27 protein-coding genes are annotated in these 25,967 nt (G+C 66.2%); 6 read left to right on the top strand and 21 right to left on the bottom strand.

Going from position 1 to position 25,967, the window contains the following annotated elements:
* Position 1: 1 nt before the first annotated feature.
* Positions 2-766 carry a LuxR C-terminal-related transcriptional regulator gene (locus ACN9MV_RS06835; RefSeq protein WP_426391668.1) on the bottom strand — a complete coding sequence of 255 codons (765 nt, stop codon included), beginning with the start codon at positions 764-766 and terminating at the stop codon, positions 2-4.
* Positions 767-1,396: 630 nt separating this feature from the next.
* Between ACN9MV_RS06835 and ACN9MV_RS06830 the strand changes: the two genes are divergently transcribed.
* From ACN9MV_RS06830 to mscL, 3 genes are all read left to right on the top strand, one after another.
* Positions 1,397-3,787: a YadA-like family protein gene (locus ACN9MV_RS06830; protein ID WP_426391667.1), complete on the top strand. Its 2,391-nt coding sequence runs from the start codon at positions 1,397-1,399 to the stop codon at positions 3,785-3,787.
* 158 nt (positions 3,788-3,945) lie between these two features.
* On the top strand, positions 3,946-6,435 hold the full coding sequence (locus tag ACN9MV_RS06825) for a tetratricopeptide repeat protein (protein ID WP_426391666.1): 2,490 nt from the start codon (positions 3,946-3,948) through the stop codon (positions 6,433-6,435).
* A 59-nt stretch (positions 6,436-6,494) separates the two neighbouring features.
* Positions 6,495-6,926, top strand: a complete 432-nt coding sequence (gene mscL / locus ACN9MV_RS06820; RefSeq protein WP_093048667.1) for a large conductance mechanosensitive channel protein MscL — start codon at positions 6,495-6,497, stop codon at positions 6,924-6,926.
* Here the strand turns inward: mscL and pdxA are convergent, their stop codons facing one another.
* The 3 genes from pdxA to ACN9MV_RS06805 form a co-directional block, all read right to left on the bottom strand.
* Positions 6,927-7,967: a 4-hydroxythreonine-4-phosphate dehydrogenase PdxA gene (pdxA, locus tag ACN9MV_RS06815; RefSeq protein WP_093075851.1), complete on the bottom strand. Its 1,041-nt coding sequence runs from the start codon at positions 7,965-7,967 to the stop codon at positions 6,927-6,929.
* A 61-nt stretch (positions 7,968-8,028) separates the two neighbouring features.
* On the bottom strand, positions 8,029-8,802 hold the full coding sequence (locus ACN9MV_RS06810) for a Nif3-like dinuclear metal center hexameric protein (protein WP_093075853.1): 774 nt from the start codon (positions 8,800-8,802) through the stop codon (positions 8,029-8,031).
* Entirely contained in the window at positions 8,799-10,151 is a 1,353-nt protein-coding gene (locus tag ACN9MV_RS06805; RefSeq protein ID WP_093048658.1) for an MFS transporter, read from the bottom strand. Before ACN9MV_RS06805 ends, ACN9MV_RS06810 begins: the two co-directional genes overlap by 4 nt.
* Positions 10,152-10,446: 295 nt before the next feature.
* Here ACN9MV_RS06805 and ACN9MV_RS06800 point away from each other — a divergent pair, with 295 nt between their 5' ends.
* Complete coding sequence (locus ACN9MV_RS06800) at positions 10,447-11,610, top strand: trypsin-like peptidase domain-containing protein (protein WP_093048655.1); 1,164 nt, start codon at positions 10,447-10,449, stop codon at positions 11,608-11,610.
* Between the two features lie 20 nt (positions 11,611-11,630).
* On the opposite strand, the gene tatC is transcribed toward ACN9MV_RS06800, so the two are convergent.
* From tatC to ACN9MV_RS06755, 9 genes are all read right to left on the bottom strand, one after another.
* A complete protein-coding gene (tatC, locus tag ACN9MV_RS06795; RefSeq protein ID WP_093075856.1) occupies positions 11,631-12,440 on the bottom strand; it encodes a twin-arginine translocase subunit TatC in 810 nt (269 codons plus the stop codon).
* A 66-nt stretch (positions 12,441-12,506) separates the two neighbouring features.
* Entirely contained in the window at positions 12,507-12,974 is a 468-nt protein-coding gene (gene tatB / locus ACN9MV_RS06790; RefSeq protein ID WP_007835284.1) for a Sec-independent protein translocase protein TatB, read from the bottom strand.
* Positions 12,975-12,987: 13 nt separating this feature from the next.
* Positions 12,988-13,233 carry a Sec-independent protein translocase subunit TatA gene (gene tatA / locus ACN9MV_RS06785; protein ID WP_426391665.1) on the bottom strand — a complete coding sequence of 82 codons (246 nt, stop codon included), beginning with the start codon at positions 13,231-13,233 and terminating at the stop codon, positions 12,988-12,990.
* A gap of 65 nt (positions 13,234-13,298) precedes the next feature.
* Positions 13,299-13,658 carry a histidine triad nucleotide-binding protein gene (locus ACN9MV_RS06780; RefSeq protein WP_093048646.1) on the bottom strand — a complete coding sequence of 120 codons (360 nt, stop codon included), beginning with the start codon at positions 13,656-13,658 and terminating at the stop codon, positions 13,299-13,301.
* Between the two features lie 12 nt (positions 13,659-13,670).
* Positions 13,671-14,039, bottom strand: coding sequence for a DUF4870 family protein (locus ACN9MV_RS06775; RefSeq protein WP_176928690.1), 369 nt, complete (start codon positions 14,037-14,039; stop codon positions 13,671-13,673).
* Positions 14,036-14,443 carry a phosphoribosyl-ATP diphosphatase gene (locus tag ACN9MV_RS06770; RefSeq protein WP_093172468.1) on the bottom strand — a complete coding sequence of 136 codons (408 nt, stop codon included), beginning with the start codon at positions 14,441-14,443 and terminating at the stop codon, positions 14,036-14,038. Before ACN9MV_RS06770 ends, ACN9MV_RS06775 begins: the two co-directional genes overlap by 4 nt.
* On the bottom strand, positions 14,440-14,829 hold the full coding sequence (gene hisI, locus ACN9MV_RS06765) for a phosphoribosyl-AMP cyclohydrolase (protein WP_013539725.1): 390 nt from the start codon (positions 14,827-14,829) through the stop codon (positions 14,440-14,442). The genes ACN9MV_RS06770 and hisI overlap by 4 nt, the downstream gene beginning before the upstream one ends.
* Before the next feature lie 42 nt (positions 14,830-14,871).
* Positions 14,872-15,657, bottom strand: a complete 786-nt coding sequence (gene hisF, locus ACN9MV_RS06760; RefSeq protein ID WP_426391664.1) for an imidazole glycerol phosphate synthase subunit HisF — start codon at positions 15,655-15,657, stop codon at positions 14,872-14,874.
* Between the two features lie 25 nt (positions 15,658-15,682).
* Positions 15,683-16,516 (bottom strand): D-hexose-6-phosphate mutarotase, encoded by an 834-nt coding sequence (locus ACN9MV_RS06755; protein ID WP_426391663.1) that lies wholly within the window; start codon positions 16,514-16,516, stop codon positions 15,683-15,685.
* Positions 16,517-16,683: 167 nt separating this feature from the next.
* On the opposite strand from ACN9MV_RS06755, the gene ACN9MV_RS06750 reads away from it, so the two are divergent.
* Together ACN9MV_RS06750 and ACN9MV_RS06745 are read left to right on the top strand one after the other, a co-directional pair.
* On the top strand, positions 16,684-17,988 hold the full coding sequence (locus tag ACN9MV_RS06750; protein WP_093048634.1) for a dicarboxylate/amino acid:cation symporter: 1,305 nt from the start codon (positions 16,684-16,686) through the stop codon (positions 17,986-17,988).
* Positions 17,989-17,996: 8 nt separating this feature from the next.
* Positions 17,997-18,920 carry an amino acid ABC transporter substrate-binding protein gene (locus ACN9MV_RS06745; protein ID WP_093048631.1) on the top strand — a complete coding sequence of 308 codons (924 nt, stop codon included), beginning with the start codon at positions 17,997-17,999 and terminating at the stop codon, positions 18,918-18,920.
* Between the two features lie 111 nt (positions 18,921-19,031).
* Here the strand turns inward: ACN9MV_RS06745 and ACN9MV_RS06740 are convergent, their stop codons facing one another.
* The 8 genes from ACN9MV_RS06740 to hisD all read right to left on the bottom strand — a co-directional run bounded on the left by ACN9MV_RS06740 (position 19,032) and on the right by hisD (position 25,956).
* Entirely contained in the window at positions 19,032-20,204 is a 1,173-nt protein-coding gene (locus tag ACN9MV_RS06740) for an AAA family ATPase (protein ID WP_426391662.1), read from the bottom strand.
* Positions 20,205-20,223: 19 nt separating this feature from the next.
* A complete protein-coding gene (hisA, locus tag ACN9MV_RS06735; RefSeq protein ID WP_093048625.1) occupies positions 20,224-20,967 on the bottom strand; it encodes a 1-(5-phosphoribosyl)-5-[(5-phosphoribosylamino)methylideneamino]imidazole-4-carboxamide isomerase in 744 nt (247 codons plus the stop codon).
* A 63-nt stretch (positions 20,968-21,030) separates the two neighbouring features.
* Positions 21,031-21,687, bottom strand: coding sequence for an imidazole glycerol phosphate synthase subunit HisH (hisH, locus tag ACN9MV_RS06730; RefSeq protein ID WP_093048622.1), 657 nt, complete (start codon positions 21,685-21,687; stop codon positions 21,031-21,033).
* 19 nt (positions 21,688-21,706) lie between these two features.
* Positions 21,707-22,324: an imidazoleglycerol-phosphate dehydratase HisB gene (gene hisB / locus ACN9MV_RS06725; RefSeq protein ID WP_093048619.1), complete on the bottom strand. Its 618-nt coding sequence runs from the start codon at positions 22,322-22,324 to the stop codon at positions 21,707-21,709.
* Positions 22,321-23,415 (bottom strand): histidinol-phosphate transaminase, encoded by a 1,095-nt coding sequence (gene hisC, locus ACN9MV_RS06720; protein ID WP_426391661.1) that lies wholly within the window; start codon positions 23,413-23,415, stop codon positions 22,321-22,323. The genes hisB and hisC overlap by 4 nt, the downstream gene beginning before the upstream one ends.
* Complete coding sequence (locus ACN9MV_RS06715) at positions 23,412-23,762, bottom strand: hypothetical protein (protein WP_256216704.1); 351 nt, start codon at positions 23,760-23,762, stop codon at positions 23,412-23,414. The genes hisC and ACN9MV_RS06715 overlap by 4 nt, the downstream gene beginning before the upstream one ends.
* A 5-nt stretch (positions 23,763-23,767) precedes the next feature.
* Complete coding sequence (locus tag ACN9MV_RS06710) at positions 23,768-24,598, bottom strand: hypothetical protein (protein WP_093048610.1); 831 nt, start codon at positions 24,596-24,598, stop codon at positions 23,768-23,770.
* Positions 24,599-24,633: 35 nt separating this feature from the next.
* Positions 24,634-25,956, bottom strand: coding sequence for a histidinol dehydrogenase (gene hisD / locus ACN9MV_RS06705; protein ID WP_426391660.1), 1,323 nt, complete (start codon positions 25,954-25,956; stop codon positions 24,634-24,636).
* Positions 25,957-25,967: the final 11 nt, after the last annotated feature.

The following is a 25,967-nucleotide window of genomic DNA, read 5'->3' as shown; positions in this document are numbered from 1 at the left end:
TTCAGTTCAGAAGACCGTGCTGCATCGCCTCGTGGACCGCCTGGGTCCGCGACTTGACGGAGAGCTTGCGATAGATGCTCTTCGCATGAAACTCGATGGTGTTGACCGACAGGTAGACCGCGTCCGCGATCTGCCGGTTGCTCCAGCCCTGTGCGATGAGGCGCAGCACCTTGAGTTCCCGTGGCGACAGCAGGCCCTGCGGCAGCCTGGCGGCAGAAGCCTGCTCTGACGACGACGACGGCACCGGGGCCTGGACGCGGATGGGTTCGATCGTGCGCGCCTTCGCGTAGGCGGCAATCGAACCGAGGATGCGCCGCGCGATGCGCGAATCCATCGGCGAGCCGCCGCGCTCGATGGAGCGCAGCAGATAGGCGAGTTCGGCGTCGTCGGCTTCGGTCAGCAGATAGCCGATGGCGCCGGCAGCGATTGCTGCGTTCACGAGTTCCTGGTCGTCGGTTGCCGACATGCCGATGCTCTCGATGCGCGGATAAGCCTGGCGCACATGCTGAAGCAGCGCAGCGCCGTCGTTGCCCGGCAGCCGCATGTCGACCAGCACGAGGTCATAGGGCAATGCCGCCAGCAGGTTGAGCGCCTCGGCCTGGCCCGACGCGATCACCACGCGGCGATGCGGCGCGAGTTCGGCGAGGATGCGCCGCATGCGGTCGGCGGCGATGGAATCGTCCGCGACGATCAACGCTGCGTGAAAAACGCCGCCATACAACTGCGCAGCCGATGGCACATGCCGCACGGCGGCGGCGTATTGCATGCTCATTTCCATGACCGCTCTCCTGCCGGCACGCAGCGGACTTCGCCCGCGCTGCATGCGTTTTCAATGCCCAAGAAAAAATTGATCACGCGACGTCCTCTGGCTCTGTAGCTACCCGCAGGTAGCGACGAAATGTTGACTTTCGTTTCAGATACCGCAGGAACGATGCCCGCGCGGAGGAACACCGGGGCGCACGGCGCGCCGGCGCATGTAGTACTTTGATTTCATTGAAGAAATTGCCTCGAACGCCCCGAAAAACGAGGGCTTGAGGAGGCCTTGAAAAGGCCGTTTTTTCGCCGTTGTTACGTGCGGGTTACTGCGTGTGTTACGTAGCACCGCGCCACACGAAACGCGCTCCGGAACGCGTATCGAAACGTCACCACGCGATTTGCGCGATGTCTGCGAAGCCGCATGGGCGTTGGCTTTGCGAGCACCTCGTTGATTTGCCGATGCGTCGTCACGCTGCGTGCATACATCCAGAACTACGGATCCCGGTGATGTTCATCGAAGACCTCGATTCCTAGCATCAGTTGCATTGGGTAACGCAATGAAACCCAACCCCGCTTCCACGCGACGAGGGCGCTTGGAAGACCAGAAATGGCAACTGATTCTTCAAGGAAAAAAGTCCAAATGACTACATCCAAGCGCTCCAGCGTTCGCTCGTTCATCGTTCATCGCCCGGGCGTCAGCCGCCTTCTCGCTTCGGTGCTCGTGGGCGCCGGCTATGTGATGACGTTGCCGGTGGCATATGCCCAGGTCCAGGTGGGCGGAAACAACGTCAATGTGGTGGGGGGGCCGAACAACGGGGTCCTGACCTCCGCAGACGGAATATCTACGCCCACGCTGACCGCAACGAGCGTCAGTGCGGGCAGCGTGACTGCCAACAACGGCACCATCAATACGTTGAGTTCGGGCAGCATCACGGCCGGCACAGTCGCCGCAGGCAGCATCACCGCAACCCGGGTGACCACCACCAGCCTGAGCGCAACATCGGCAACGGCCACCAACCTGACCTCGACCAGCATCAGCACCGGCACGATCACCGCAGGCACCGTGTCCGCAGGCAACGTCAGTGCCGCGACCGTCACGGCCGGCACCGGCACGATCACCAACCTGACATCCACCAGCATCAGCACCGGCACGATCACCGCAGGCACCGTGTCTGCAGGCAACGTCAGCGCCGCGACCGTCACGGCCGGCACCGGTACGATCACCAGCCTGACCTCCACCAGCATCAGCACGGCCACTCTCACCGCAGGCACCGTGTCTGCCGGCAGCGTCAGCGCCACCAACGTCTCGGCCGCCAACGGCACGATCAACAACCTGGCCACGACCAGCATCTCGGCAGCCAACGGCACGATCAACACGCTGAGCGCGAGCAACGTGACCACGGGCAACCTGTCGTCGGGCAACGGCACTATCCAGTCGCTGACCTCGACCAACATCCTGACGACCGGCATCACCGCGACCAACGTGCAGGCAACCAATGTCGATGCCACCAGCGTCGTCACGACCAACCTGACGTCGAACACCGGCAGCATCTCGACGCTCACGTCCACCAACGTCAGCACCACCAACGTGACGGCGTCGAACGGCACCATCAACACGCTGAGCTCCGCCAACGTCAGCACCACGAACCTGACGGCCAGCAACGGCACGATCAATACGTTGAGCTCGGCCAACGTCAGCACGACGAACCTGACGGCGTCGAACGGCACGATCAACACACTGAGCGCAACCAACGTCAGCACCACGGACCTGACGGCTGCAAACGGCACCATCAACACGCTGAACGCGACCAATGTCAGCACCACAGATCTGACGGCCAGCAACGGCACCATCAACACGTTGAGCGCAACGAACGTCAGCACGACGGATCTGACTGCCAGCAATGGCACCATCAATACGCTGAGTGCCACCAACGTCAGCACCACGGACCTGACTGCCAACAACGGCACCATCAATACGTTGAGCTCGACCAATGTCAGCACGACGAACCTGACAGCCAGCAACGGCACGATCAACACGCTGAGTGCCACCAACGTCAGCACGACGGATCTGACCGCCAACAACGGCACCATCAACACGTTGAGCGCCACCAACGTCAGCACCACCAACCTGACGGCCAACGCCGGCACGATCAACACGCTGAGTGCTACCAACGTCAGCACGACGGACCTGACCGCCAACAACGGCACCATCAACACGTTGAGCGCCACCAACGTCAGCACGACGAACCTGTCGGCCAGCAACGGCACGATCAATACGCTGAGTGCCACCAACGTCAGCACCACGAACCTGACAGCCAACGCCGGCACGATCAACACGCTGAGCGCTACCAATGTCAGCACGACGAACCTGTCGGCGAGCCGCGGCACGATCAACACGTTGAGCGCAACCAACGTCAGCACCACCAACCTGTCGGCAGCCAGCGCCACCATCAACGCGCTGACCGCCAACACGGTGAGCGCCACGACGGTTAATGCAAGCACGGTGAACGCCACCACCGGCAACTTCCAGACGGTCACGGCGGCCAACGGCAACATCACGGTGCTGAACACGCAGACCGGCAACATCACCACGATCAACGCCGTGACCGGCAACGTCACGACACTGAACGCGGGCACGGTCAACGTCACCGGCAACGTGACGGCGGGCGGCACCATCACGGCGGGCAACGGCGTGGTCGCCAACGGCCGCGTGCAGAACGTGGCTCCCGGCGTCCTGCCGACGGACGCCGCGAACATGTCGCAGTTGAACCAGGTCCGCAACGAAGTGCAGGACATGCGCAAGACCAGCAGCACCGGTGCGGCCATCGCCCTGGCAGCAGCCTCGGTGCCGGCGCTCGAAGCGGGCAAGAGCTTCGGCATCGGCGTGGGCGTGGGCTCGTACGACGGCCGCTCGGCTCTCGCTGCGGCAGCCAGCTTCCGCATCGGCGAAGGCGCGCAGATCAAGGTGAACATCGGCAGCGGCAGCAGCGGCAAGGTCGGCGGCGGCATCGGCGCCTCCTGGTCCTGGTAATCCGGCACGGCGTGCCCGTGGCGCCCCTGCGCTGCGGGCACGCCCGCTGATGAAACGGAAGGCCGGCCCCTATACTGGGTTGCCGGCCTTTTTCACTTGCATGAAGGCCGGCATTTCCTGCAGCGGCCGACCTTCTGACCCGTCCATCACACGGCTTCATGAACTCACCTTCTCTCGCCCCCGCACCCTCCACATCGGCAGCAGATGCCGGCAGCCTTCTGGAACAGGGACTGGTGCTGCACCGGGTGGGCCGTTTCGCCGAGGCCATCCAGGTCTACGAAGCCCTGCTGTCGCGCTTTCCGGAGCATGCCGACGCGCTGCACCTGACGGGCGAAGCGCTGTACCGGCAAGGACGGCCGAAGCTGGCGCTGAACTACGTGAACCGCGCAATCGCGCGGTCGCCGCATCACTTCTACTTCAACACCCGCGCGACGATCTTCATGCACATGGGCCTGCCGGCCGAAGCGCAGCAAGACCTTCGCCGCGCGATCAAGGCGCTGCCGAACTACCCCGAGGCCTACGTGAACCTGTCGGCGGTGTACCGCCAGCAGAAGAAGTTCCGCCAGGCCCGCGAGGCCGCGGCTGAAGCCACGCGGCTCGCACCACAGGCGCCCGCGGCATGGAACAACGCCGGCGCAATCGACATGGAGCAGGACCGCTTCGACGAGGCGATCGTGCAGTTCCGCCAGGCGCTCGCGCTCGACCCTGGCTATGCGGCCGCGCACAAGAACATCGGCAAGATCCGCGCGCATCAAAAAGACTGGGCCGCCGCGCTCGACTCGTACGAGCGGGCCGCGGCCGACCCGCAGGATTGCGAGGCCGACTTCATGCTCTCCAGGGCCCTGCAGAGCTGCGGCCGCACCGAGGAGTCGATCGCGCCCATGCAGCGCGCCATGCGCAACTGGCCGGCCGAGGAGCGCCACAAGGCGCTGTCCGACCCCGAAGGCGTGGCCGCGCTCTACGGCGTGTGCGGCGCGCTCGAAGGCGTGTCGATGCGCTTTGCGGAATCGGCCGAGCTCTACAAGCTGGCGCTGGAAAGCCTGCCCGAGCACGAGCTCCTGCTGAACAACCTGGGCACGGTGAACTTCCGCCTCGGCCATTTCGACACCGCCATCGAAGTGCTCAAGAAGGCGCTCGAAGTGCATCCGCGCCAGGTGCTCGCACGCTGCAACCTGGGCGTGACCTATGTAATGGCCGGCCAGTCGGAGGCGGCCATTGCGGAGTTCGAGCAGTGCCTGCGCGACGACCCCGACTTCATGCCGGCCATGGTGTGGATGCTGGGCGAAAAGGCGCACATCGCCGACTGGAACGGCGTACCCGAACTGCGCGCCAGGATCGCGGCGCTGCTGGACAACCCGAACAACGACCAGACCGTGTCGTCGTTCATCCTGATGTCGAACTACGACGATGCGCGCCGGCTGATGAACTGGACCCAGCGCTCCGCCACGCTGGCCGACCGGAACACGGGCATCAGGCCTTTCGCCGATGCCGGCGCGCGCCGCACGGCGCCGCGCATCCGCGTGGGCTACTACTCATTCGACTTCCGCAACCACCCGGTCGCGCACCTGACCGCCGAGCTGTACGGCCAGCATGACCGTAAAGATTTCGAAGTCTTCGTCTACTCCTACGGTCCGGACGACGGCCATCCTGCGCGGGCGCGCATCGCCGCGTCGGCCGAGCACTTCGTCGACATGCACGGCCAGTCGATCCAGCAGATGGCCGAGCGCATCCGCGAGGACGAGATCGACATCCTGATCGACCTCTCGGGCGACACGCGCGGCGCCAAGCCGCAGGTCATGGCCTATCACGCGGCGCCAGCGCAGCTCATGTGGCTGGGCTACATGGGCACCAGCGGCACGCCTAACTACGACTACCTGGTGTCCGACAACTTCCTCTCGCCGCCGGGCACGGAAGACTGCTACACCGAGAAGCTGCTGCGCCTGCCCGAGACCTTCCAGGTGATCGACACGAAGCGCCCGGTCAACCCGCAAAAGGCCACGCGCGCCGAGCACGGCCTGCCCGAAGACGCCTTCGTGCTGTGCAACTTCTCGCAGTCGTTCAAGATCCAGCCCGAGACCTTCGAGGCGTGGGTGCGCATCGTGCAGGGCATTCCGAACTCGGTGCTGTGGCTGGCACAGGGCCCGCACGGCTTCGAGCACAACCTGCGCGCGCAATGGGTCAAGGCGGGCCTGCCGGCCGAGCGCCTGATCGTGTCGCCGCGCATGCCGGTCGACCAGCACCTGGCGCGCATCGGCCTGGCCGACCTGTTCATCGACACCTTCCCTTACAGCAGCGGCGCCACCGCGAACGACGTGCTGTGGTCGGGCGTGCCGCTGCTGGCGCTCACGGGCACGACGATGGTGTCGCGCATGGCGGGCAGCCTGCTCGGCGCCATCGGGCTGCCGGAGCTGGTGGCTACGAACCACGACGAGTACGTGCAGAAGGCCATCCACTACGCCACGCACCCGGAGGAGCTGGCCGCATTGCGCGCGCGGCTCGTGGCGGCCAAGGTCGCGCGCCGCGGCTACTTCGACACGCCGCGCTTCGTGCGCCATCTCGAGGACGGCTTCAGGCAAATTGCCGCGCGCAGTCGTGAAGGGTTGCCGGCCGCGCATGTCGATGTTGCGCCACGCTCGCTGGAGAAGTGAGCAATCGCGGGCATACTCGACTTTCCTTCAACAGCAGAGCTCCAGCAGCCTTTTGAATCATGAGCATCCTCAGTGAATTCAAGGAATTTGCCGTCAAGGGCAATGTCATCGACCTCGCGGTCGGCGTGATCATCGGTGCAGCGTTCGGCAAGATCGTCGACTCGCTCGTGGCCGACATCATCATGCCGCTGGTCGGCGTGGTGTTCGGCAAGCTCGACTTCTCCAACCTCTATGTGGTGCTGGGCACGGCGCCCGCCGGCGTGGCAAACACGCTGGCAGACCTGAAGAAGGCCGGCGTTCCGGTGCTGGCGTATGGCAACTTCATCACCATCGCAGTCAACTTCGTGATCCTGGCCTTCATCATCTTCATCATGGTCAAGCAGATCAACCGCCTGAAGCGCAACGAAGAGCCTGCACCGGCCGCGGCCCCCGAGACACCCGAAGACGTGGTGCTGCTGCGCGAAATCCGCGACAGCCTCAAGCGCCCCTGATCAAGCGCCCTTGAGCACCCGGGCCATGCGCAGCGCCTCGACGAGGCTCGACGCATCGGCCAGCCCCGTTCCCGCGATGTCGAACGCGGTGCCGTGATCGGGGCTGGTGCGCACCAGCGGCAAGCCCAGCGTCACGTTCACGCCCTTCTCCACGCCCAGGTACTTGACCGGGATCAGGCCCTGGTCGTGGTACATCGCCACCACCACGTCGAACTCGCCACTTGAGGGCACGCCGTGCCTGGCGCGTGCGCGCATGAAGACCGTGTCGGGCGCATAGGGCCCGCTGGCGTCGATGCCTTCGGCGCGCGCGGCCTCGATGGCCGGCGCGATGATCTCGCGCTCTTCCGAACCGAACAGACCGCCCTCGCCCGCATGCGGGTTGAGGCCCGCCACGCCGATGCGCGGCGCGCGGCCCAGCGCATGCGTCAGCGCGCGATGCGTGATGCGCAGCGTTTCGAGCACGCCTTCGAAACGCACCGCCTCGATGGCGTTGCGCAGCGACATGTGGATGCTGACGAGCACGGTGCGCAGCTCGTCGTTGGCCAGCATCATGCGCACCGGCACGTCGGCCACGGTGCGGCCCAGATGCGCAGCCGCCTCGGCCTGCAGCAGCTCGGTGTGGCCGGGGTACGGAAAGCCGGCGGCCGACAGCGCTTCCTTGTGCAGCGGTGCGGTCACGATGGCGCCGATCTCGCCGCGCAGCGCGGCCCGCGCGGCCCAGATCACGCATTCGCCCGCCACGCGGCCGGCCTCTGCGCTGATGCGGCCCGTTTCGATGTGCGATGGCGGCGCGATCACCTGCAGCACGGGGATGCAGCCCGGCGGTACGGTCGCGGCTTCGGCGACGGATTCGATCTCGAGCACAGGCCAAGCCAGCTGACCCGGCCCGGCCAGGGCCTGCGAGGCCTGGCGCATCGTGCCCACGTCGCCGGCGACGAAGGCGCTGCGGGTCGCGTCAGGTGCATCACGAAACGCCTTGACGATGATCTCCGGCCCGATGCCCGCGGGATCGCCCAGCGTGATGGCAATGGCCCCGCTCATTGAAATACCTCCGCGCTTCGCACTGCGGTGCGAGCTTGCTTGGGGCGGCCCGGCGCTGCGCTCATGCCGGGTTGTCGATGTCAATGAACTCGTGCTTCAGCCCGAGCTGCGCCGCCACATGCCCGGCCACCGCCGGCGCTCCGTAGCGTTCGGTGGCGTGGTGCCCGCAGGCCAGGAAGGCCACGCCCATCTCGCGCGCGTAGTGAGCCTGGGGCTCCGAGATTTCGCCGGTGATGAAGGCGTCGGCGCCGGCCGCGATGGCCGCCTCGAAGTAGCCTTGCGCGCCGCCCGTGCACCAAGCTACGTTTTTGATAGCACGATGCGCCGTATCGACAAGCGTGACTGGCCTTTTCAGCACGCTTTCGACATGCGTGGCAAGCGCCTTGGCGTTGGCAAAGCTCTCGCCGCTTTCCTGCATGCCGAGAAAGCCCAGCTCCTGCTCGCCGAAGCGCCCGGTCGAACCGGCATGGGCCACGAGCCCCAGCTTCAGGCCGAGCTGCGCGTTGTTGCCGAGTTCGGGATGCGCATCGAGCGGCAGGTGGTAGGCGAACAGGTTGACGTCGTCGCCCAGCAGCAGGCCCAGGCGCTGTTTCATCCAACCGGTAACGCAGCCGTCCTGGCCGCGCCAGAACAGGCCATGGTGAACGAAGATGGCATCGGCCTCGGCGTGGATCGCGGCCTCGATCAGCGCGCGGCTGGCGGTCACGCCCGAGACGATCTTGCGGACCACGGTGCGCCCTTCGACCTGCAGGCCGTTGGGTCCGTAGTCCTTGAAGCGCCCGGGGGCCAGCAGCAGGTCGAATGCGTGGAGCAGTTCGTGGCGGGTGGTGCTCATCGCGCCATTGTCGCGCCGCCCGCGGGGGCCGCGCCATCCCGCATGGCATGGCCGCGCGCGGCCAGGGGCAGGAACGCCAGCAGGAAGCCCAGCCCGGCCAGCACTGCCACGTAGTGCGCCGGCGCCATCGTGTCGCGCTGCAGCCAGAGCGTCAGGATCACCGGCGTCAGTCCGCCGAAGACCGCGTAAGACATGTTGTAGGCGAACGAAAGCCCGGTGAAGCGCACCGGCGCTGGGAAGGCACGCACGCCCGCAATCGGCACGGTAGCAATGGTGCCCACGAACAGGCCCACCAGCCCGTAGTGCCAGAACAGCGTAGCCGGCGTTCCGGGCAGCCCGCTGTAGAACAGGTAGGCCGTGACGAACAGGCCGCCCCAGCCGACAAGCATCACGGTGCGCGTGCCGATGCGGTCGCTGGCCCAGCCAGCCAGCATGCAGCCAATGGTCAGCGTGAGCGTGGCGAGCGCGTTGGCCTCGAGCGCCAGCGCGGCGGGAATGTGGTGCACCTTCTGCAGATACGTGGGCGTGTACAGCACCACGACCACGATGGCGGCGGACAGCACCCAGGTCAGCAGCGCGACGTACACGCAGGCCAGGCGGTGCTCGCGCAGCACGGTGCGCAGCGGCATCTCGCGCGCCACGCTGCGGCGGCCGGCCAGCTCCTTGAACACCGGCGTCTCGTGCAGGAACCGGCGCAGGTACACCGACACCAGCCCGAACACGCCGCCCAGGATGAAGGGAATGCGCCAGGCGAAGTCGCTCACCTGCTCGGGCGAATAGTGGCGGTTGATGGCCACCGCGATCAGCGAGCCCAGCAGGATGCCGCCGGTGATGCCCGAAGTCAGCATGCCGATGCCAAAGCCGTAGCGCTTCGCCGGTACGTGCTCGCCCACGAACACCCAGGCGCCGGGCATCTCGCCGCCGATGGCCGCGCCCTGCAGCACGCGCATCGCCAGCAGCAGCAGGGGCGCCGCAACGCCGATGCTCGCGTAGGTCGGCAGCAGGCCGATCACCAGCGTGGGCGCAGCCATCAGGAAGATCGACAGCGTGAACATGCGCTTGCGGCCGAAGATGTCGCCGAAATGCGCGATGACGATGCCGCCCACCGGGCGTGCGAGGTAGCCGGCCGCGAAGATGCCGAAGGTCTGCAACTGCCGCAGCCAGTCGGGCATGTCGACCGGGAAGAACAGCGCGCCCAGCACGGTGGCGAAGAACACGTAGATGACGAAGTCGTAGAACTCCAGGGTGCCGCCGAGGGCGGACAGGCCGAGGGTCTTGTAGTCGCTCGAGTCGAGCGTGCGTGCCGGTGCCGGCTGCGCGCCGTCCGGGAAGGTTGCTTCTGAAGTCATGGCTGGCAGGGAGATCGTGATCGCGCGCCAGCCCGCGGGACCGGGTGACAAAACGGAAAAATGGCGCGCTGGCGAAATGCCTGGCCGCTTCCACCGGGTGGGCAGCGCGGGAGGCCTGAAAAACACGGGCCGGATGGGACCGACCTGCGATCCTAGGTGTTAACCCGGCTTTACGTACGCAGGAAGTCTTAATCTCGACCTCTGCGAGCGGTTTCTGCACCAGGCGGTTGAGGGACAATTGACAACATTGCTGCGTTGCACTGCAGCCTTCCAACGTCTTTTTCACCAATCTTTCATGAAACGCACCTGGCTGCTCTTCGCCCAAGCCGTGACCGTCCTGCTCGCGGCCTACTTCGTCGTCGCGACGCTCAAGCCCGAGTGGATCAACAAGCGCGCAACCTCGCTGGGCGGCGTGGTGTCGATCGTCGAGGCACCGGCCGGCAACCCGGGCGTGACAACGCCCGGCAGCCTGAGCGTGCCGGCCAAGAAGGCCTCCCCGGCGGTGGTGAGCATCAACACCAGCAAGGCCGCGCAGCGCCACCCGCGAAGCAACGACCCGTGGTTCCGCTTCTTCTTCGGCGACCAGGACGACCAGCCCCAGGTGGGCCTGGGCAGCGGCGTGATCGTGAGCCCCGACGGCTACATCCTCACCAACAACCACGTGGTCGAGGGCGCCGACGAGATCGAAGTGACGCTCAACGACAGCCGCCATGCGCGCGGCAAGGTGATCGGCACCGATCCCGACACCGACCTGGCCGTGCTGAAGATCGAGCTCGACAAGCTGCCGGTGATCGTGCTGGGCGATTCAGACGCGCTGCAGGTGGGCGACCAGGTGCTGGCCATCGGCAACCCCTTCGGCGTGGGCCAGACCGTGACCAGCGGCATCGTCTCGGCGCTGGGCCGCAACCAGCTCGGCATCAACAACTTCGAGAACTTCATCCAGACCGACGCAGCCATCAACCCCGGCAACTCGGGTGGCGCGCTGATCGACGTCAACGGCAACCTGCAGGGCATCAACACCGCGATCTACTCGCGCTCGGGCGGCAGCATGGGCATCGGCTTCGCCATTCCGGTGTCGATGGCCAAGATCGTGCTCGAAGGGATCGTGAAGGAAGGCCAGGTGCGCCGCGGCTGGATCGGCGTGGAGCCGAGCGACCTGTCGCCCGAACTCGCCGAGACCTTCGGCGTGAAGGCGGACGCGGGCGTGATCATCACCGGCGTGCTGCAGAACGGCCCGGCCGCCAAGGCCGGCATTCGCCCGGGTGACGTGATCACCTCGGTGGGCGAGAAGAAGACCGACAACGTACAGGCGCTGCTGACCGCCGTGGCCGGCCTGAAGCCCGGCAGCACCTCGCGGTTCGCGCTGCAGCGCGGCAGCGACAAGATGGAGCTGGATGTGACGCCGGGTCTGCGCCCGAAGAGCCCGGTCCGGCAGGTGCCGCCGAGTCAGCCCGAATAACGGGCTGTCAGGTCGGTCGATCAGGATTGCGCTGAATCAGCGCTTTCCTCTTCCTCTGGCTTCTTGCCGGAACTGGCGAAGTACCTGGCACCGATGATGCCCACCTCGTACAGCAGGCACATCGGCACCGCCAGCGCCAGCTGCGACACCACGTCGGGCGGCGTGAGCACCGCGGCAACGACGAACGCGACCACGATGAAGTAGCCGCGGAAGGACTTCAGCTTCTCGATGGTCACCATCTCGAAACGCACCAGCAGCATCACGACGATCGGCACCTGGAAGGCCACGCCGAAGGCGATGTAGAGCGACAGGATCGCCTCGACGTACGAGGAAATATCGGGCGTTGCCTGCACCGCGGATGGTGCGAAGCGCTGGATGAAGCTGAACATCTTGTCCAGCACGAAGAGCTGCACGAACGCGATGCCCGCATAGGCCAGCAGGCTGCCGAAGAAGATCAGCGGCAGCGCGAATTTCTTTTCATGGCTGTAGAGCCCCGGCGCAATGAACATCCATGCCTGGTACATGAGCCAGGGCAGCGCCAGCAGCACGGCGGCCATCATCAAAACCTTGAGCGGCACGAAGAACGGCGAGAACACGCCGATGGCGATCAGCTTCGCGTCGTGCGGCATGTGCGCCTTGATCGGCATCGCGATCAGGTCGATCAGCCCGCCCGGGCCGGGCCAGATGGCCAGCAGGATGCCCGCGACCACGAGGCCGTAGACGCAATAGAGCAGGCGGTCGCGAAGCTCGACCAGGTGCGCCACGAACGGCTGTTCGGTGCCCGCCAGCTCGTCTTCTTTGTCTTTGTTCTTGTTGTCGGAATCAGCCATTGGAAAAGAAGATAGCGTGACGTCGGCCGGCGTGCGGCGCGCGCAGAACGCGGTGTTGTGGATGCGCTAGTTGATCTTGTTGATCGTGTGCGGGCGGAAGCGCGCAACGCGCGCCGCGCCCGACAGCGCCTTGGTGCGCACGCCGTTGCGCGCCTTGTACCACTGTGGCGTGGCGCCCTGTTTCAGGCGCCAGTTCTTGCGGGGATGCTTGTATTCGGGCGGCGACGGCTCGGGTTCGGCCAGCGCCGAGAGGGTTTCGCCCGAACCGCTGAACTGCTTCTCGAATTCGCTCGCGCCCGTGTGGATGCTGTGCTCGACGTCGCGCGCCGCATCCTCGACGGTGGTCTTCATCTTGCGGAGCTCGTCGAGCTCCATCGAGCGGTTGACTTCGGCCTTGACGTCGTTCACGTAGCGCTGCGCCTTGCCAAGCAGGGTGCCGACGGTGCGGGCCACGCGCGGCAGCTTTTCCGGGCCGATGACGATCAGCGCCACGACGCCGATCAGCGCCAGCTTCTCAATGCCGAGGTCGAGCACGTGCGGTCCGCGCTCAGGACTTCTGACGCGCTTCGACGTCGATCGTCGGCTTGTCGCTGTTGACCGGCTGGCCGGTCACTTGCTGGGCGGGGGCCGACGAAGCGGCGGCATCGGACGAGCTGCCGTCCTTCATGCCGTCCTTGAAGCCCTTGACGGCGCCGCCAAGATCCGAACCCATGTTCCGCAGCTTCTTGGTGCCGAAGATCATGACCACTACGAGCAGCACGATCAGCCAGTGCCAGATGGAAAAAGAACCCATGGAGAACTCCTAAGAATGTGTCCGATTTTAGTCGGGCGGAATGTGACAGTTTGGCTTAATGCCGCTCAGCCGCGAAGCCACGGCCGGGGACCACCCATGACATGGACATGGAGATGGTGAACCTCCTGCCCACCCTCGGTGCCGGTATTGACCACGACCCGGTAGCCGCCGTCCGGATAGGGCCTGCAGCCCTGCTCCAGCGCCAGCTTGGGCGCCAGGATCATGATCTTGCCCATCAGCGCCTCGTCGTCGGGCGTCAGCTGGGCCATCGAGGCGATGTGCTTCTTGGGCACCAGCATGAAATGCACCGGCGCCCAGGGCGCGATGTCGTGGAAGCCGAACAGGTCTTCGTCTTCGTAGACCTTGCGCGAGGGAATCTTGCCCTCGATGATTTTGCAGAAGATGCAGTTGGGATCGTGTGACATGGAGGTTGTTCGTTAGACAGCCATGGGCTTGCGTTCGCTCCAGTTCAGCCAGCCCTTGACCAGCCGGTAGATCATCCACACGGCAGTGACGAAGAGAATGGGGAAGCCGATCAGGATCCAGATGGTGATGAACCCCAGGATGGACCAGACCAGGCCCCACCAGAAGGTACGGATCTGCCAGGTGAAGTGGCTTTGATAGAGCGTGCCCTCCGTATCCTCGCGCTTGAGGTAGTTGAGCACGATGCCCACGATCCCCGTGAGGCCGCCCGTGAACCACGAAAGCGCATAGAGGATGTACACCGCCAGCGTGATCTGGCGCAGGCTTTCCAGCTGCTCGGGCGTCTTGCCGGAGATGTCGTCGATCGCGGTGATTTCGTTCATTCGGAGGCCTGGCCTTTCTGCTGCTCTTCGATGCCGCGTTGCTGCACCTTGCGCAGCGCTTTTTCCTCGATGCCGCTGGTGCCCTCCCGGCGCTCGAGTTCCGCGGTGACGTCTGACGGGGAAAAACCGTAGTGCGCCAGCGCCACCATGGTGTGGAACCACAGGTCGGCCACTTCGTTCACTATTTTCGAACGGTCGCCGCCATGGTCGGCGTCCTTGGCGGCCATCACGACCTCGGTGGCTTCCTCGCCGATTTTCTTGAGGAAGGCGTCGGGGCCCTTGTGCAGCAAGCGCGCGACGTAGCTTTTCTCGGGATCGCCGCCGCGCGCGGGCAGGCGGCTTTCGATGACCGCGGCCAGGCGTGCGAGGGCGTCGGAGGTGTTGCTGTTCACTGTGGCCGTCATTTATAGATCGACTCCGGGTCTTTCAAGACGGGTTCGACCACCGTCCACTGGCCCTTTTCGTACTTGCTGAAGAAGCAGCTGTGGCGCCCGGTATGGCAGGCGATGCCGGGCTCGTGGCCGAGCTGGGTGACCTTGAGCAGCACCACGTCGTTGTCGCAGTCGAGGCGGATCTCGTGCACGGTCTGCACGTGGCCCGACTCCTCGCCCTTGAACCAGAGCTTGTTGCGCGAGCGGCTGAAATACACCGCGCGGCCCAGCTCGGCGGTCTTTTCGAGCGCCTCGCGGTTCATCCAGGCGAACATCAGCACGTCGTTGCTGCCCTGTTCCTGCGCGATGACCGGCACCAGGCCGTTCGCGTCCCACTTCACTTCATCGAGCCAATTCATGGAAGTATTGTCGGGGATAGGAAAAGACCCTTTGGACACGCTTCAAGCATCGATCCGCACGGGAATGCCGCGCGCAGCCATGCGGGCCTTGGCCTCGCCCACCGTGTGCTCGCCGTAGTGGAAGATGCTGGCCGCCAGCACGGCGTCGGCGCCGCCGGTCTGGATGCCGTCGGCCAGGTCGTCGAGGCTGCCCACGCCGCCCGAGGCGATCACCGGCACGCTGACGGCGTTGCTCACCGCGCGGGTCAATTCCAGGTCGAAGCCGCTCTTGGTGCCGTCCCGGTCCATGCTGGTCAGCAGGATCTCGCCGGCGCCGCGGCGCGCCATCTCGGTCGCCCATTCGACGGCGTCGAGGCCGGTGTTCTTGCGCCCGCCGTGGCTGTATACGTCCCAGCCCGCGCCGCGGGTGGCGGCTTCTTCGGGACTGCGGCGCTTGGCGTCGATGGCGACCACGATGCATTGCGAGCCGTACTTCTGCGCGGCGTCGCTGATCACCTGCGGATCGGCGATGGCGGCCGAGTTGAAGCTGGTCTTGTCGGCTCCGGCGTTGAGCAGCCGGCGCACATCGGCCACCGTGCGCACGCCGCCGCCCACGGTCAGCGGAATGAAGATCTGCGAAGCCACCGCCTCGATGATCGGCAGGATCAGGTCGCGGCCATCGCTGGTGGCGGTGATGTCGAGAAAGGTCAGTTCGTCGGCGCCCTGGGTGTTGTAGCGCGCGGCGATCTCGACCGGATCGCCGGCATCGCGCAGTTCGAGGAAGTTGACGCCCTTGACGACACGGCCGCCGGTGACGTCGAGGCAGGGAATGATGCGTTTGGCAAGCATGGGATGTTGAACAACCGGTAGGGGATCAGAGAACGCGGAGTTGTTGCCAGCCCTGCCATTGGGCGCCAGGCATCAGCAGCACGGGCTCGTCGATGCGGGCGGCCTCCACGCAGAGCATGTGGCGAAAGCCATCGGCAGGCATGTCGGCGAGTTTCGCACCGAGCACCGCGCCGGGGTTCCAGACCACGGTTTCGCTGCAGCTCGCGCTTTGGGAGATTTCGAGCTTGCCGCCCGGCTGGACCAGCCGCAGCGGCTGGGCGGGCGCGGCATAGACGCTGTCGAACTCTGCATCGAAATGCAACGCTGCCGCGGTTTCCACCCAGCGGTCGTCGCGCAGCGAATCCCAGCGGTTGGCGCCCTGCAGGCCCTCCAGCCGCACGTTGGCGATGTCGTCGACGCGCAGGTAGGTGTGCAGCGCGGCGGCAAAGGTCCAGGGGGCGCGGTCGATGTTGACCAGCGTGAGCGTCGTGCGCAGCTGGCCGCCGGACAAAGTGGCTTCAAGCCGCGCCTCAAAAGCGTGCGGCCAGAGCTTTCGGGTGGCTTCGGAGTCGCGAAGCGTCAGCCTCAGCGTTTCGGGCGCATCCGAAACCTCGTGCACCCAAGGCAAATTGCGCATGAATCCATGCTTGGGCAACATGCCGCGCTGGTTGAATTGGGGGCAGCAAATGGGCACGCCGCCGCGGATGGCCGTATGCCCGTCGAACACCGCCGAAGGGCTCAGGTAGAGCCTTTCCACCCCGTCAGCCGCGGTCCAAGAGAGCACTTGCGCCCCATGCAAGGCCACCGTGAGGGTGCTCCCATCGATGCCGTTGGCACGCAGAGCGGGCTGGCCGCGAAACTCGATCGGGGTGATTTCCATGGCGAGAATTGTAGGCAGCACCCGCACCGTGGCACGGAATTGGCATCAAGGGCCATTGCGTGCCCGGGGCCTTCTTGGATACCCTGTGATCGCTTGCATCGAGGGACAACGTGCAAGTCGGTCCCGTGCACTCGGAAAAACTACTCTCACACGACAAGGGGATACGCATGAAGAAGCTGCCGATGGCCGCCTGGATCCTGATCGCGATGGTGCTCGGCATCATCGTGGGCTACATGATCTTCTCCAGCTTTCCGGACAAGAAAGCCGCGAAAGAAATCGCAGACTACGTCTCCATCATCTCGGATGTGTTCCTGCGCCTGATCAAGATGCTGATCGGCCCGCTGGTGTTCTCCACGCTGGTGGTGGGCATCGCGCACATGGGCGACGCCAAGTCGGTCGGCCGCGTGTTCGGCAAGGCCATCGGCTGGTTCCTCACCGCCTCGCTGATCTCGCTGGTCATCGGCCTGGTCATGGCCAACCTGCTCAAGCCCGGCGAAAACCTCGGCCTGCCGCTGCCCGACATCGGCGCCTCGGCCAACCTTGCCACCTCGAAATTCACGCTGAAAGACTTCGTGAGCCACACGGTGCCGAAGTCCTTCGTCGAGGCCATGGCCAACAACGAGATCCTGCAGATCGTGGTGTTCTCGATGTTCTTCGGCGTGGCGCTCGCCTCGCTGGGCGACAAGGCCAAGACGCTGGTCGCCGCCATCGAGGAGCTGTCGCACGCCATGCTCAAGATCACCGGCTACGTCATGAAGCTCGCGCCGCTCGCGGTGCTGGCCGCCATGGCCGCCACGGTGGCCGTCAACGGCCTGGGCATCCTGCTGAAGTTCGCGGTGTTCATGGGCGACTTCTACCTGGGCCTGTTCGTGCTGTGGAGCGTGCTGGTGCTGGCGGGCTTCCTGTTCCTCGGCCCGCGCGTGTTCAAGCTGCTGGTGCTCATCAAGGAAGCCTTCCTGCTGTCGTTTGCCACTGCCAGTTCGGAAGCGGCCTACCCGAAGATCCTGCAGGCGCTCGACCGTTTCGGCGTGAAGCGCAAGATCTCCAGCTTCGTGATGCCGATGGGCTACTCGTTCAACCTCGACGGCTCGATGATGTACTGCACCTTCGCCGTGCTCTTCATCGCGCAGGCCTACAACATCCACATGCCGATCAGCACGCAGATCACCATGCTGCTGATCCTGATGCTCACCTCCAAGGGCATGGCCGGCGTGCCGCGCGCCTCGCTGGTGGTGATCGCAGCCACGCTGAACCACTTCGACATTCCCGAGGCCGGCCTGCTGCTGATCCTGGGCGTGGACACCTTCCTCGACATGGGCCGCTCCGCCACCAACGCAGTGGGCAACTCCATCGCCACCGCGGTGGTTGCCAAGTGGGAGGGCGAGCTGATGTCCGAGAGCGATGCCGAGGTCAACGCCAAGGCGCTCGACGAGGAAGCCAGCGCCACCCTCGCCCACCCCGCCCACGCGTGAGGCGCGCCATGAAGCCCAAGGCCACGCTGTCGGTTTTCCTCGCCGGACTGCTGGCGGCCGCCGTGTTCGTGCTGGCGGCACCGGCACAGGCACAGGAACAGGCAGCGCCCACCGCGCTGACCGGCACCCTCGCCAAGGCCCGCGAAACCGGCGCCATCACCATCGGCTACCGCGAGTCGTCGGTGCCGTTCTCGTACCTCAATGCGCGCAAGGAGCCGATCGGCTATTCGATCGAGCTTTGCCGCGCGCTGGTAACGGCCATCGAGGACGCGGTGAACAGGAGCCTCACGATCAAGTGGGTGCCCGTCACGTCGGACTCGCGCATCGACGCGGTCGCGAGCGGCAAGGTCGACCTGGAATGCGGCTCGACCACCAACAACCTCGAACGCCAGAAGCGCGTGAGTTTCTCGCCCACGATGTTCGTCTCGGGCACCAAGGTGCTGGTGAAGAAGGGCTCGCCGATCAAGTCGTTCCGCGACCTCGCGGGCAGGAAGGTGGCCGTCACTGCCGGCACCACCAACGAGAAGACGCTGCGCGACCTGTCGGAGAAGTTCAAGCTGAACATCAACCTGCAGGTGACGCGCGACCATGCGGAGTCGTTCGGGCTGGTGAAGAGCGGCCAGGCCGATGCCTTCGCGACCGACGACGTGCTGCTCTACGGCCTGATCGCGCAGGACGCCGCCAAGGCCGACTACGAGGTGGTCGGCGACTTCCTCTCCTACGACCCCTACGGGATCATGTATCGCAAGGGCGACCCGCAGCTGAACAAGGTGGTCGTCGACACCTTCCAGGTGCTGGCGGAGGACGGCGAGATCGAGCGGCAGTACAAGCGCTGGTTCCTGCGCAAGCTGCCGTCGGGGGAAAGCATCAACCTGCCGATGAGTGCGCAGCTGGAAACGATCATCCAGACGATGTCGGTGAAGGCCGAATAAGCCTAGCCCGCGGCCGCCGCCGGGCCGCCCCAAGGCGGGCCGCGCCTCCCCCTCGGGGGGTGGCGAATTACACGCAGCGAAGCGGAGCGAAAAGCCGGGGGGCCAACAGGATCACCGCGCTGGCCACTCCCAGCGCGGTATTTCGCTCATGTCGAGGTTGGCGATGCGCGTCTCGCCGAACTGCTTTTCGAGCACTACCGGCTGCAGGCCTTCGCTGTCGTCCAGCGCGGCAATCAGCCGGGCGGCGTGCGACACCACGATCACCTGCGATTGCCGCGCGGCCTGCGCAATCAACCGCCCCAAGGCCGGCAGCAGGTCGGGGTGCAGGCTGGTCTCCGGCTCGTTGAGCACCAGCAGCGCAGGCGGGCGGGGCGTCAGCAGCGCCGCGATCCACAACAGGTAGCGCAGGGTGCCGTCGGAGAGTTCGGCGGCTGTAAGGGGCCGCAGCAGGCCGTGCTGGCGCATCAGCGTCTCGAAGCGGTCGCCTGTCACCTGGACTTCGATGCTTGCGCCGGGGAAGGCGTCGTCCACCGCGCGGTCGAGTGCTTCGCCGTCGCCGATCTCTCGGATGGTCTGCAATGCCGCGGCCAGGTCGGCGCCGTCGTTGGACAGCACAGGCGTGTACGTGCCCAGTTGAGGCTGGCGAGCGGGCGCATCGGCGTCGGAGCGGAAGTGGTCGTAGAAGCGCCAGGAGCGCATCTGCTCGCGCAGCGTGAGCATCTCGGGTGCGTCGCGCGGGTCGGCGTGCTCCGTCATCATGCTGGCGAAAGCAGGAATGGGCCGGCCGACGGCCTGCCAGCTCTTGCCCTCACGCAGCCGCAGCGCGGCGCCCTTGCGGTCGACCAGCTGCGTCGAGGGGCGCAGCAGCGGGCCGCTCCAGATGGCCTCGTGCTTGATCTGCGGGTCGCTCGAAAAGGCCGTCGATGAACTCGGTGGCGGCAGGCCGATGTCGATGGCGTAGCCGAAATCTTCAGCCTCGACGCCAGCGAACCCCAGCTTCAGCGCGACCGGCTCGCTGCGCGATGTGCCCTGCACCGGCACCTCGCCCCGCAGCATGGCCGCCGAGAAGCGCTCGGGCCCGGCCCACAAGGTCGATGAAAGCCCACCCTCGCGCACCAGCGAGCGGATCACCCCGCCATTGGCGATGTCCGCCAGCAGACGCATCGCCCGGTACACGCTCGACTTGCCGCTGCCGTTGGCCCCGGTCACGACCGTGAGCCGGCCCAGCGGCACGGTCAGCTGCCGCAGCGAGCGGTAGTTGGCGATGGCGAGCGCGGAAAGCACGCGCTACGCGGTAAAGGCGTCAGGCGCCGGCCAGTTCGTCCGCGCGGGCCTGCGCGGCGGCGAAGTCGAGGTCGCCCGAATAGATGGCGCGGCCGCAGATCACGCCCTCGACGCCGTCGGATTCGACTGCGCAGAGCTTGTCGATGTCGGCCATGTTCGACAGGCCGCCCGAGGCGATCACCGGAATGGTCAGCGCCTGCGCGAGCTTGACGGTGGCCTCGATGTTGATGCCCGAGAGCATGCCGTCGCGGCCGATGTCGGTGTAGATGATCGATTCGACGCCGTAGTCCTCGAACTTCTTGCCCAGGTCGGCCACCTCGTGGCCCGTGAGCTTGCTCCAGCCGTCGGTGGCGACCTTGCCGTCCTTGGCGTCCAGGCCCACGATGATGTGGCCGCCGAAGGCGCTGCAGGCGTCTTTCAGGAAGCCGGGGTTCTTGACCGCGGCGGTGCCGATGATCACGTAGCGCAGGCCATCGTCGATGTAGCGCTCGATGGTGTCGAGGTCGCGGATGCCGCCGCCGAGCTGCACCGGAATGTCGTCGCCCACCTCTTTCAGGATCGCCTTGATGGCCGCGTGGTTCTGCGGCTTGCCGGCGAAGGCGCCATTCAGATCGACCAGGTGCAGCCGGCGCGCGCCGGCCTCGACCCACTTGCGGGCCATGGCAGCGGGGTCTTCGCTGAAGATGGTGGACTGGTCCATGTCGCCCTGCTTGAGGCGAACGCAGTGGCCGTCTTTGAGATCAATGGCGGGAATGAGGAGCATGGAAGTGACGCGAGTATGCGGAAGCCGGGCTGTGAGAGGTTCGGCCCGGTCGGGAAAATGGGTTCAGGGATTCCAGTGGAGGAAGTTGCGATACAGCTGCAGCCCGTGGTCCGCACTCTTCTCCGGGTGGAACTGGGTTGCAAAAATGTTATCGCGTGCGATGGCTGCGGTAAAGCTCGCGCCATATTCCGCCTCGCCCACGCTGTGTTTGGGGTCGGTCGGGCGGGCGTAGAAGCTGTGCACGAAGTAGAAGTAGCTCTGGTCTGGCACCCCCGCCCACACGGCATGCGGCTGGGCCTGGCGCACCTGGTTCCAGCCCATCTGCGGCACCTTGAAGCGGCTGCCATCGGGCTGCAGGCGGCCAGCCAGGTCGAACTTGACGACCTCGCCCGGAATGAGGCCCAGGCCATCGGTGGGGCCCTCGTCGCTGCGCGACAGCATCATCTGCATGCCCACGCACACGCCGAACAGCGGCTTGCTCGCCGCGGCTTCGAGCACCGACTCCTGCAGGCCGGAGTCGCGCAGCTCGCGCATGCAGTCGGGCATGGCGCCCTGCCCCGGCAGCACCACGCGGGTCGCCTTGCGGACCACGTCGGGGTCGGAGGTGACGAACACCTCCACGCCGACCTGGTCGGCCGCATGGCGCACGGCCTGCGACACGGAGTGCAGGTTGCCCATGCCGTAGTCGACCACGGCAACGGTATTTGCTACAGATTTCATAGCTGATGGACGAACGCGTTCAGAGCGAGCCCTTCGTCGAGGGAATGACGCCGACGGAACGCGGGTCGAGTTCGAGCGCGCCGCGCATGGCGCGCGCGAAGGCCTTGAACACCGTCTCGCACTGGTGGTGCGCATTGACGCCCTTGAGGTTGTCGATGTGCAGCGTGACGAAGGCGTGGTTCACGAAGCCCTGGAAGAACTCGTAGGTGAGCTGGCTGTCGAAGGTGCCGATCATGCCGCTGGTGAACGGCACGTGCATCACGAGGCCGGGACGGCCCGAGAAGTCGATGACCACGCGGCTCAGAGCCTCGTCGAGCGGCACGTAGGCGTGGCCGTAGCGGCGGATGCCCTTCTTGTCGCCGATGGCCTTGGCCACGGCCTGGCCCAGCGTGATGCCGACGTCTTCCACCGTGTGATGACCGTCGATGTGCAGGTCGCCCTGGCAGTCGATGTCGAGGTCGATCAGCCCGTGGCGGGCGATCTGGTCGAGCATGTGGTCGAAGAAGCCGATACCGGTAGCAAGTTTGGCCTTGCCGGTGCCGTCGAGGTTGACGCTGACGGTGATCTTCGTCTCGGCGGTGTTGCGGGTGACCGTCGCGGTGCGATCGGCGCTGCCCGGGTTGGTGGGGGTGGTCATAGTGAGGCTTCGAGTGCCGCGAGCATCCGCGCATTCTCGTCGGCCGTTCCGACGGTGAGGCGCAGGCAGTTTGCGAGCAGTTCGTGCATTTTAGAAACGTTCTTGATCAGAACCCCGTGTGCCTTCATGCCCTCGAAGGTCTTGGCGGCATCGGGCACGCGCAAAAGAATCATGTTGGCGTCGCTGGGCCAGGTCTTCACGCCGGGCAGGCGGCCGAGGCCCATCATCAGGCGTTCGCGCTCCTCGCGGATCTGCCGGGCCTGCGCCTCGAACACTTCGGCGTGCTCCAGCGCGAACAGCGCGCACTCGCAGTTGAGCACGCTGATGTTGTAGGGCGGGCGCACCTTGTCGATCTCGGCGACCAGCGCGGCCGGCCCCATGAGGTAGCCCAGGCGGATGCCGGCCAGGCCGAACTTGCTGAGCGTGCGCATCAGCAGCACGTGGCCGTGCTTCGCGAGCCGGTCGATGTAGCTGCGGGCGGCGAAAGGCTGGTAGGCCTCGTCGATCACCACCAGGCCGCCCTGCGCGCCCTGGGCTTCGACGATCTTCTCGACGACGGCGTCGTCCCAGAGGTTGGCGGTCGGGTTGTTCGGATACGCGAGGTAGACGATGGCGGGCTTCTCGCTCGCGATGGCAGCCAGCATGGCGGCTTCGTCGAGTTCGAAGTCGGCCGTGAGCGGCACGCCGACGAACTTCAGGCCCTGCAGCTTCGCGCTCATGGCGTACATGACGAAGCCGGGCACGGGCGCCAGCACGGTGGCGCCGGGCAGGTCGCAGGCAATGGCCAGCAGCGAGATCAGCTCGTCCGAGCCGTTGCCCAGCATCAGCCTGAAGCCCTCGGGCATCTGCGCGTGCGCGGCCAGCGCGCGCTGAAGGTCGGCGCCGCGCTCGCCCGGGTAGCGGTTGAGCGCCAGCGCACCGAGGCGCGCGCCGAGTTCGGCCTGCAGCGCGGGCGGCAGGCCGAAGGGGTTTTCCATGGCGTCGAGCTTGACGAAGCCGCGCGCGTCCTGCACCGCGTAGGCATGCATGGACCGCACGTCGTTGCGGATGCGGTCGAGCGGCGGGCGGATGGATTCGGGAGCAGCGGTCATCGGGTGCAGCGGTAGCTGTTTCGGAGGGCACCGGCCATGACCAGTTGCACTGGCATGTCGGCTTCGTAACTGTCGGCGTTGCGGGTCAGTTCGGTCTGGTAGAGCGAGCGCGCCATGGAGGGTTCGAGGCGGCGGCCCTCGACGCAGAACACGGGCTTCTGCCCGTTGCGCTGCGACGATTCGACGCCTTCGCGCAGGCCTTCGAGCACGCCGACCAGGTAGTAGCTGGCGTAGGCCTTGCCGTCTTTCTCGCTGGCTTCGAGCGTGCGCAGTTCGCGGATGCTCATGGCCTGCGCGCCGGTGGCGGCCGCCAGCGCGAGCAGCAGGAAGGCGGCGGCACGCTTCATCGGCATCACTTGCGGTAGCGCGGCGGCGGCGCGTAGGCGCCGTCGGCCGGGAAGGCGCTGGGCTGCGACGGGGTGGCGTCGCGGCGCTGGCGGCGCGGTGCGTCGCGCTCCTCGAGTTCGAACAGCGCGGCGCCGATCACGCCGATGTTGCGCACGTCGCCCGCTTCGGTGTTCGCTGCGTAGGCACGGCCAGGCGCTGAAAAGCGGAAAGCCGCGACCTCGTTCTCGCTCTTGCGAAAGCCTTCGATGGTCAGCGCCTGCAGCGGGCGCAGCACATAGCCGCCGTTGCGCAGGCTGCCGGGCTTGCCGTTGAGCACGTCGAGGCCGTCGACCGTGGCGATCACCTCGTAGCTGCGCTCGCTGAGGTTGCGAAAGCGCAGCGTGTAGCGCGAGCCCTGCACGCCGGCGAGGCGGAACATGTCTTCGCCGCCACTGCCCCGACGGGCACGCTGCAGCGGCAGCGGGCGGCTGTCTTCGCCGAGCACCGACCATTCGACGTCGCCGTCGGCCAGCATCAGGCTCAGGCGGCTCTCAGGATTGCTGCCCACGGAGCGGCGCACGGCAGAGGCCTCGTTGTAGCCCAGCGAGGCCACGTCGTCCGGCTGGTCGGACAGGCGCTTGGTGATGACCGTGCGGGTCTTCGATTCGAGGCCCTCGCCCCACTGCGTGCCGAGTTGCGGGGCAGGCGCTGCCGGCGCGGCGCTGGGCGTAGCGCTGACGGCAGCCGACGTGCGCGGCGCCTGCGGCATCTGGCTGCAGGCGGCCAGCAGTGCGGCGCCCGCAACGAGGCCCGTGGCGAATCGAAAAAGACGCGAATGACGGAGACGATCGATCATCTTGCTTGCTCCTCCCGGTGACCGGTTGTTTGAGCTCAGATCTTACGCAGCCGCATGCGGGCAGCTTCGGCGTGCGCCTGCAGGCCCTCGCCTTCGGCCAGCGTGACGGCGATCGGGCCCAGCACCTGGGCGCCCGCCTCGCTGACCTCGATCAGGCTGGAGCGCTTCTGGAAGTCGTACACGCCCAGCGGGCTGGAAAAGCGCGCCGTGCCGCTGGTGGGCAGCACGTGGTTCGGGCCGGCGCAGTAGTCGCCCAGGCTTTCGCTGGTGAAGGCGCCCAGGAAGATCGCGCCGGCGTGGCGCAGCAGCGGCTCCCAGCGGTTCGGTTCGCTGCTGCTGACTTCCAGATGCTCGGGGGCGATGCGGTTGCTGATCTCGCAGGCCTCTTCCATGCTCTTCGTGTGAATCAGCGCGCCGCGGCCGTTGAGCGAGGCGGCGATGATTTCCGCGCGCGGCATGGCCGGCAGCAGGCGATCGATCTCGGCCTGCACGCGGTCGATGTAGGCGGCGTCGGGGCACAGCAGGATGCTCTGGGCCAGCTCGTCGTGCTCGGCCTGGCTGAACAGGTCCATGGCCACCCACTCGGGCGGCGTGGTGCCGTCGGCCAGCACCAAAATTTCGCTCGGGCCGGCGATCATGTCGATGCCCACGGTGCCGAACACGCGGCGCTTGGCGGCCGCCACGTAGGCATTGCCGGGGCCGGTGATCTTGTCGACGGCGGGGATGGTGGCAGTGCCGTAGGCCAGCGCGGCCACGGCCTGCGCGCCGCCGATGGTGAAGCCGCGAGTCACGCCGGCCACGTAGGCGGCGGCGAGCACGAGCTGGTTCTTTTCGCCCTTCGGCGTCGGCACCACCATGATGATTTCGCCCACGCCCGCGACGTGCGCCGGAATGGCGTTCATCAGCACGCTCGACGGATAGGCGGCCTTGCCTCCCGGCACGTAGATGCCGACGCGATCGAGCGGCGTGACCTTCTGGCCGAGCAGCGTGCCGTCTGCATCGCGGTAGCTCCAGCTTTCGCCGCTGGCCTTCTTCTGGGCCTCGTGGTAGCTGCGCACGCGGCGCGCGGCGGCTTCGAGCGCGGCGCGCTGGGCGGCGGGCAGCGCCTCGAAGGCGGCCTTGAGCTCGGCTTGCGTCAGCTCAAGCTCGGGCAGCGTCTTCGCATCGAGCCTGTCGAAGCGATTCGTGTATTCGAGCACCGCGTCGTCACCGCGCTTCTGCACGTCGGCGAGGATGTCGGCCACAACCTTCTCGATGGCCGCGTCGTCGTCCGCGGACCAATGCAGCCGCGCCTTGAATTCAGCGTCGAAGCTGGCTGAAGTCGTGGACAGACGGGCGGGGGCTGCGTTCAGAGTCATGTGCTTGAGGT

The sequence above is a fragment of the Variovorax sp. R-27 genome (assembly GCF_049913215.1).
GTDB lineage: Bacteria > Pseudomonadota > Gammaproteobacteria > Burkholderiales > Burkholderiaceae_C > Variovorax.
Note: the sequence above shows the minus strand (reverse complement) of the source record. Positions and strands in the feature narration are given on the sequence as shown.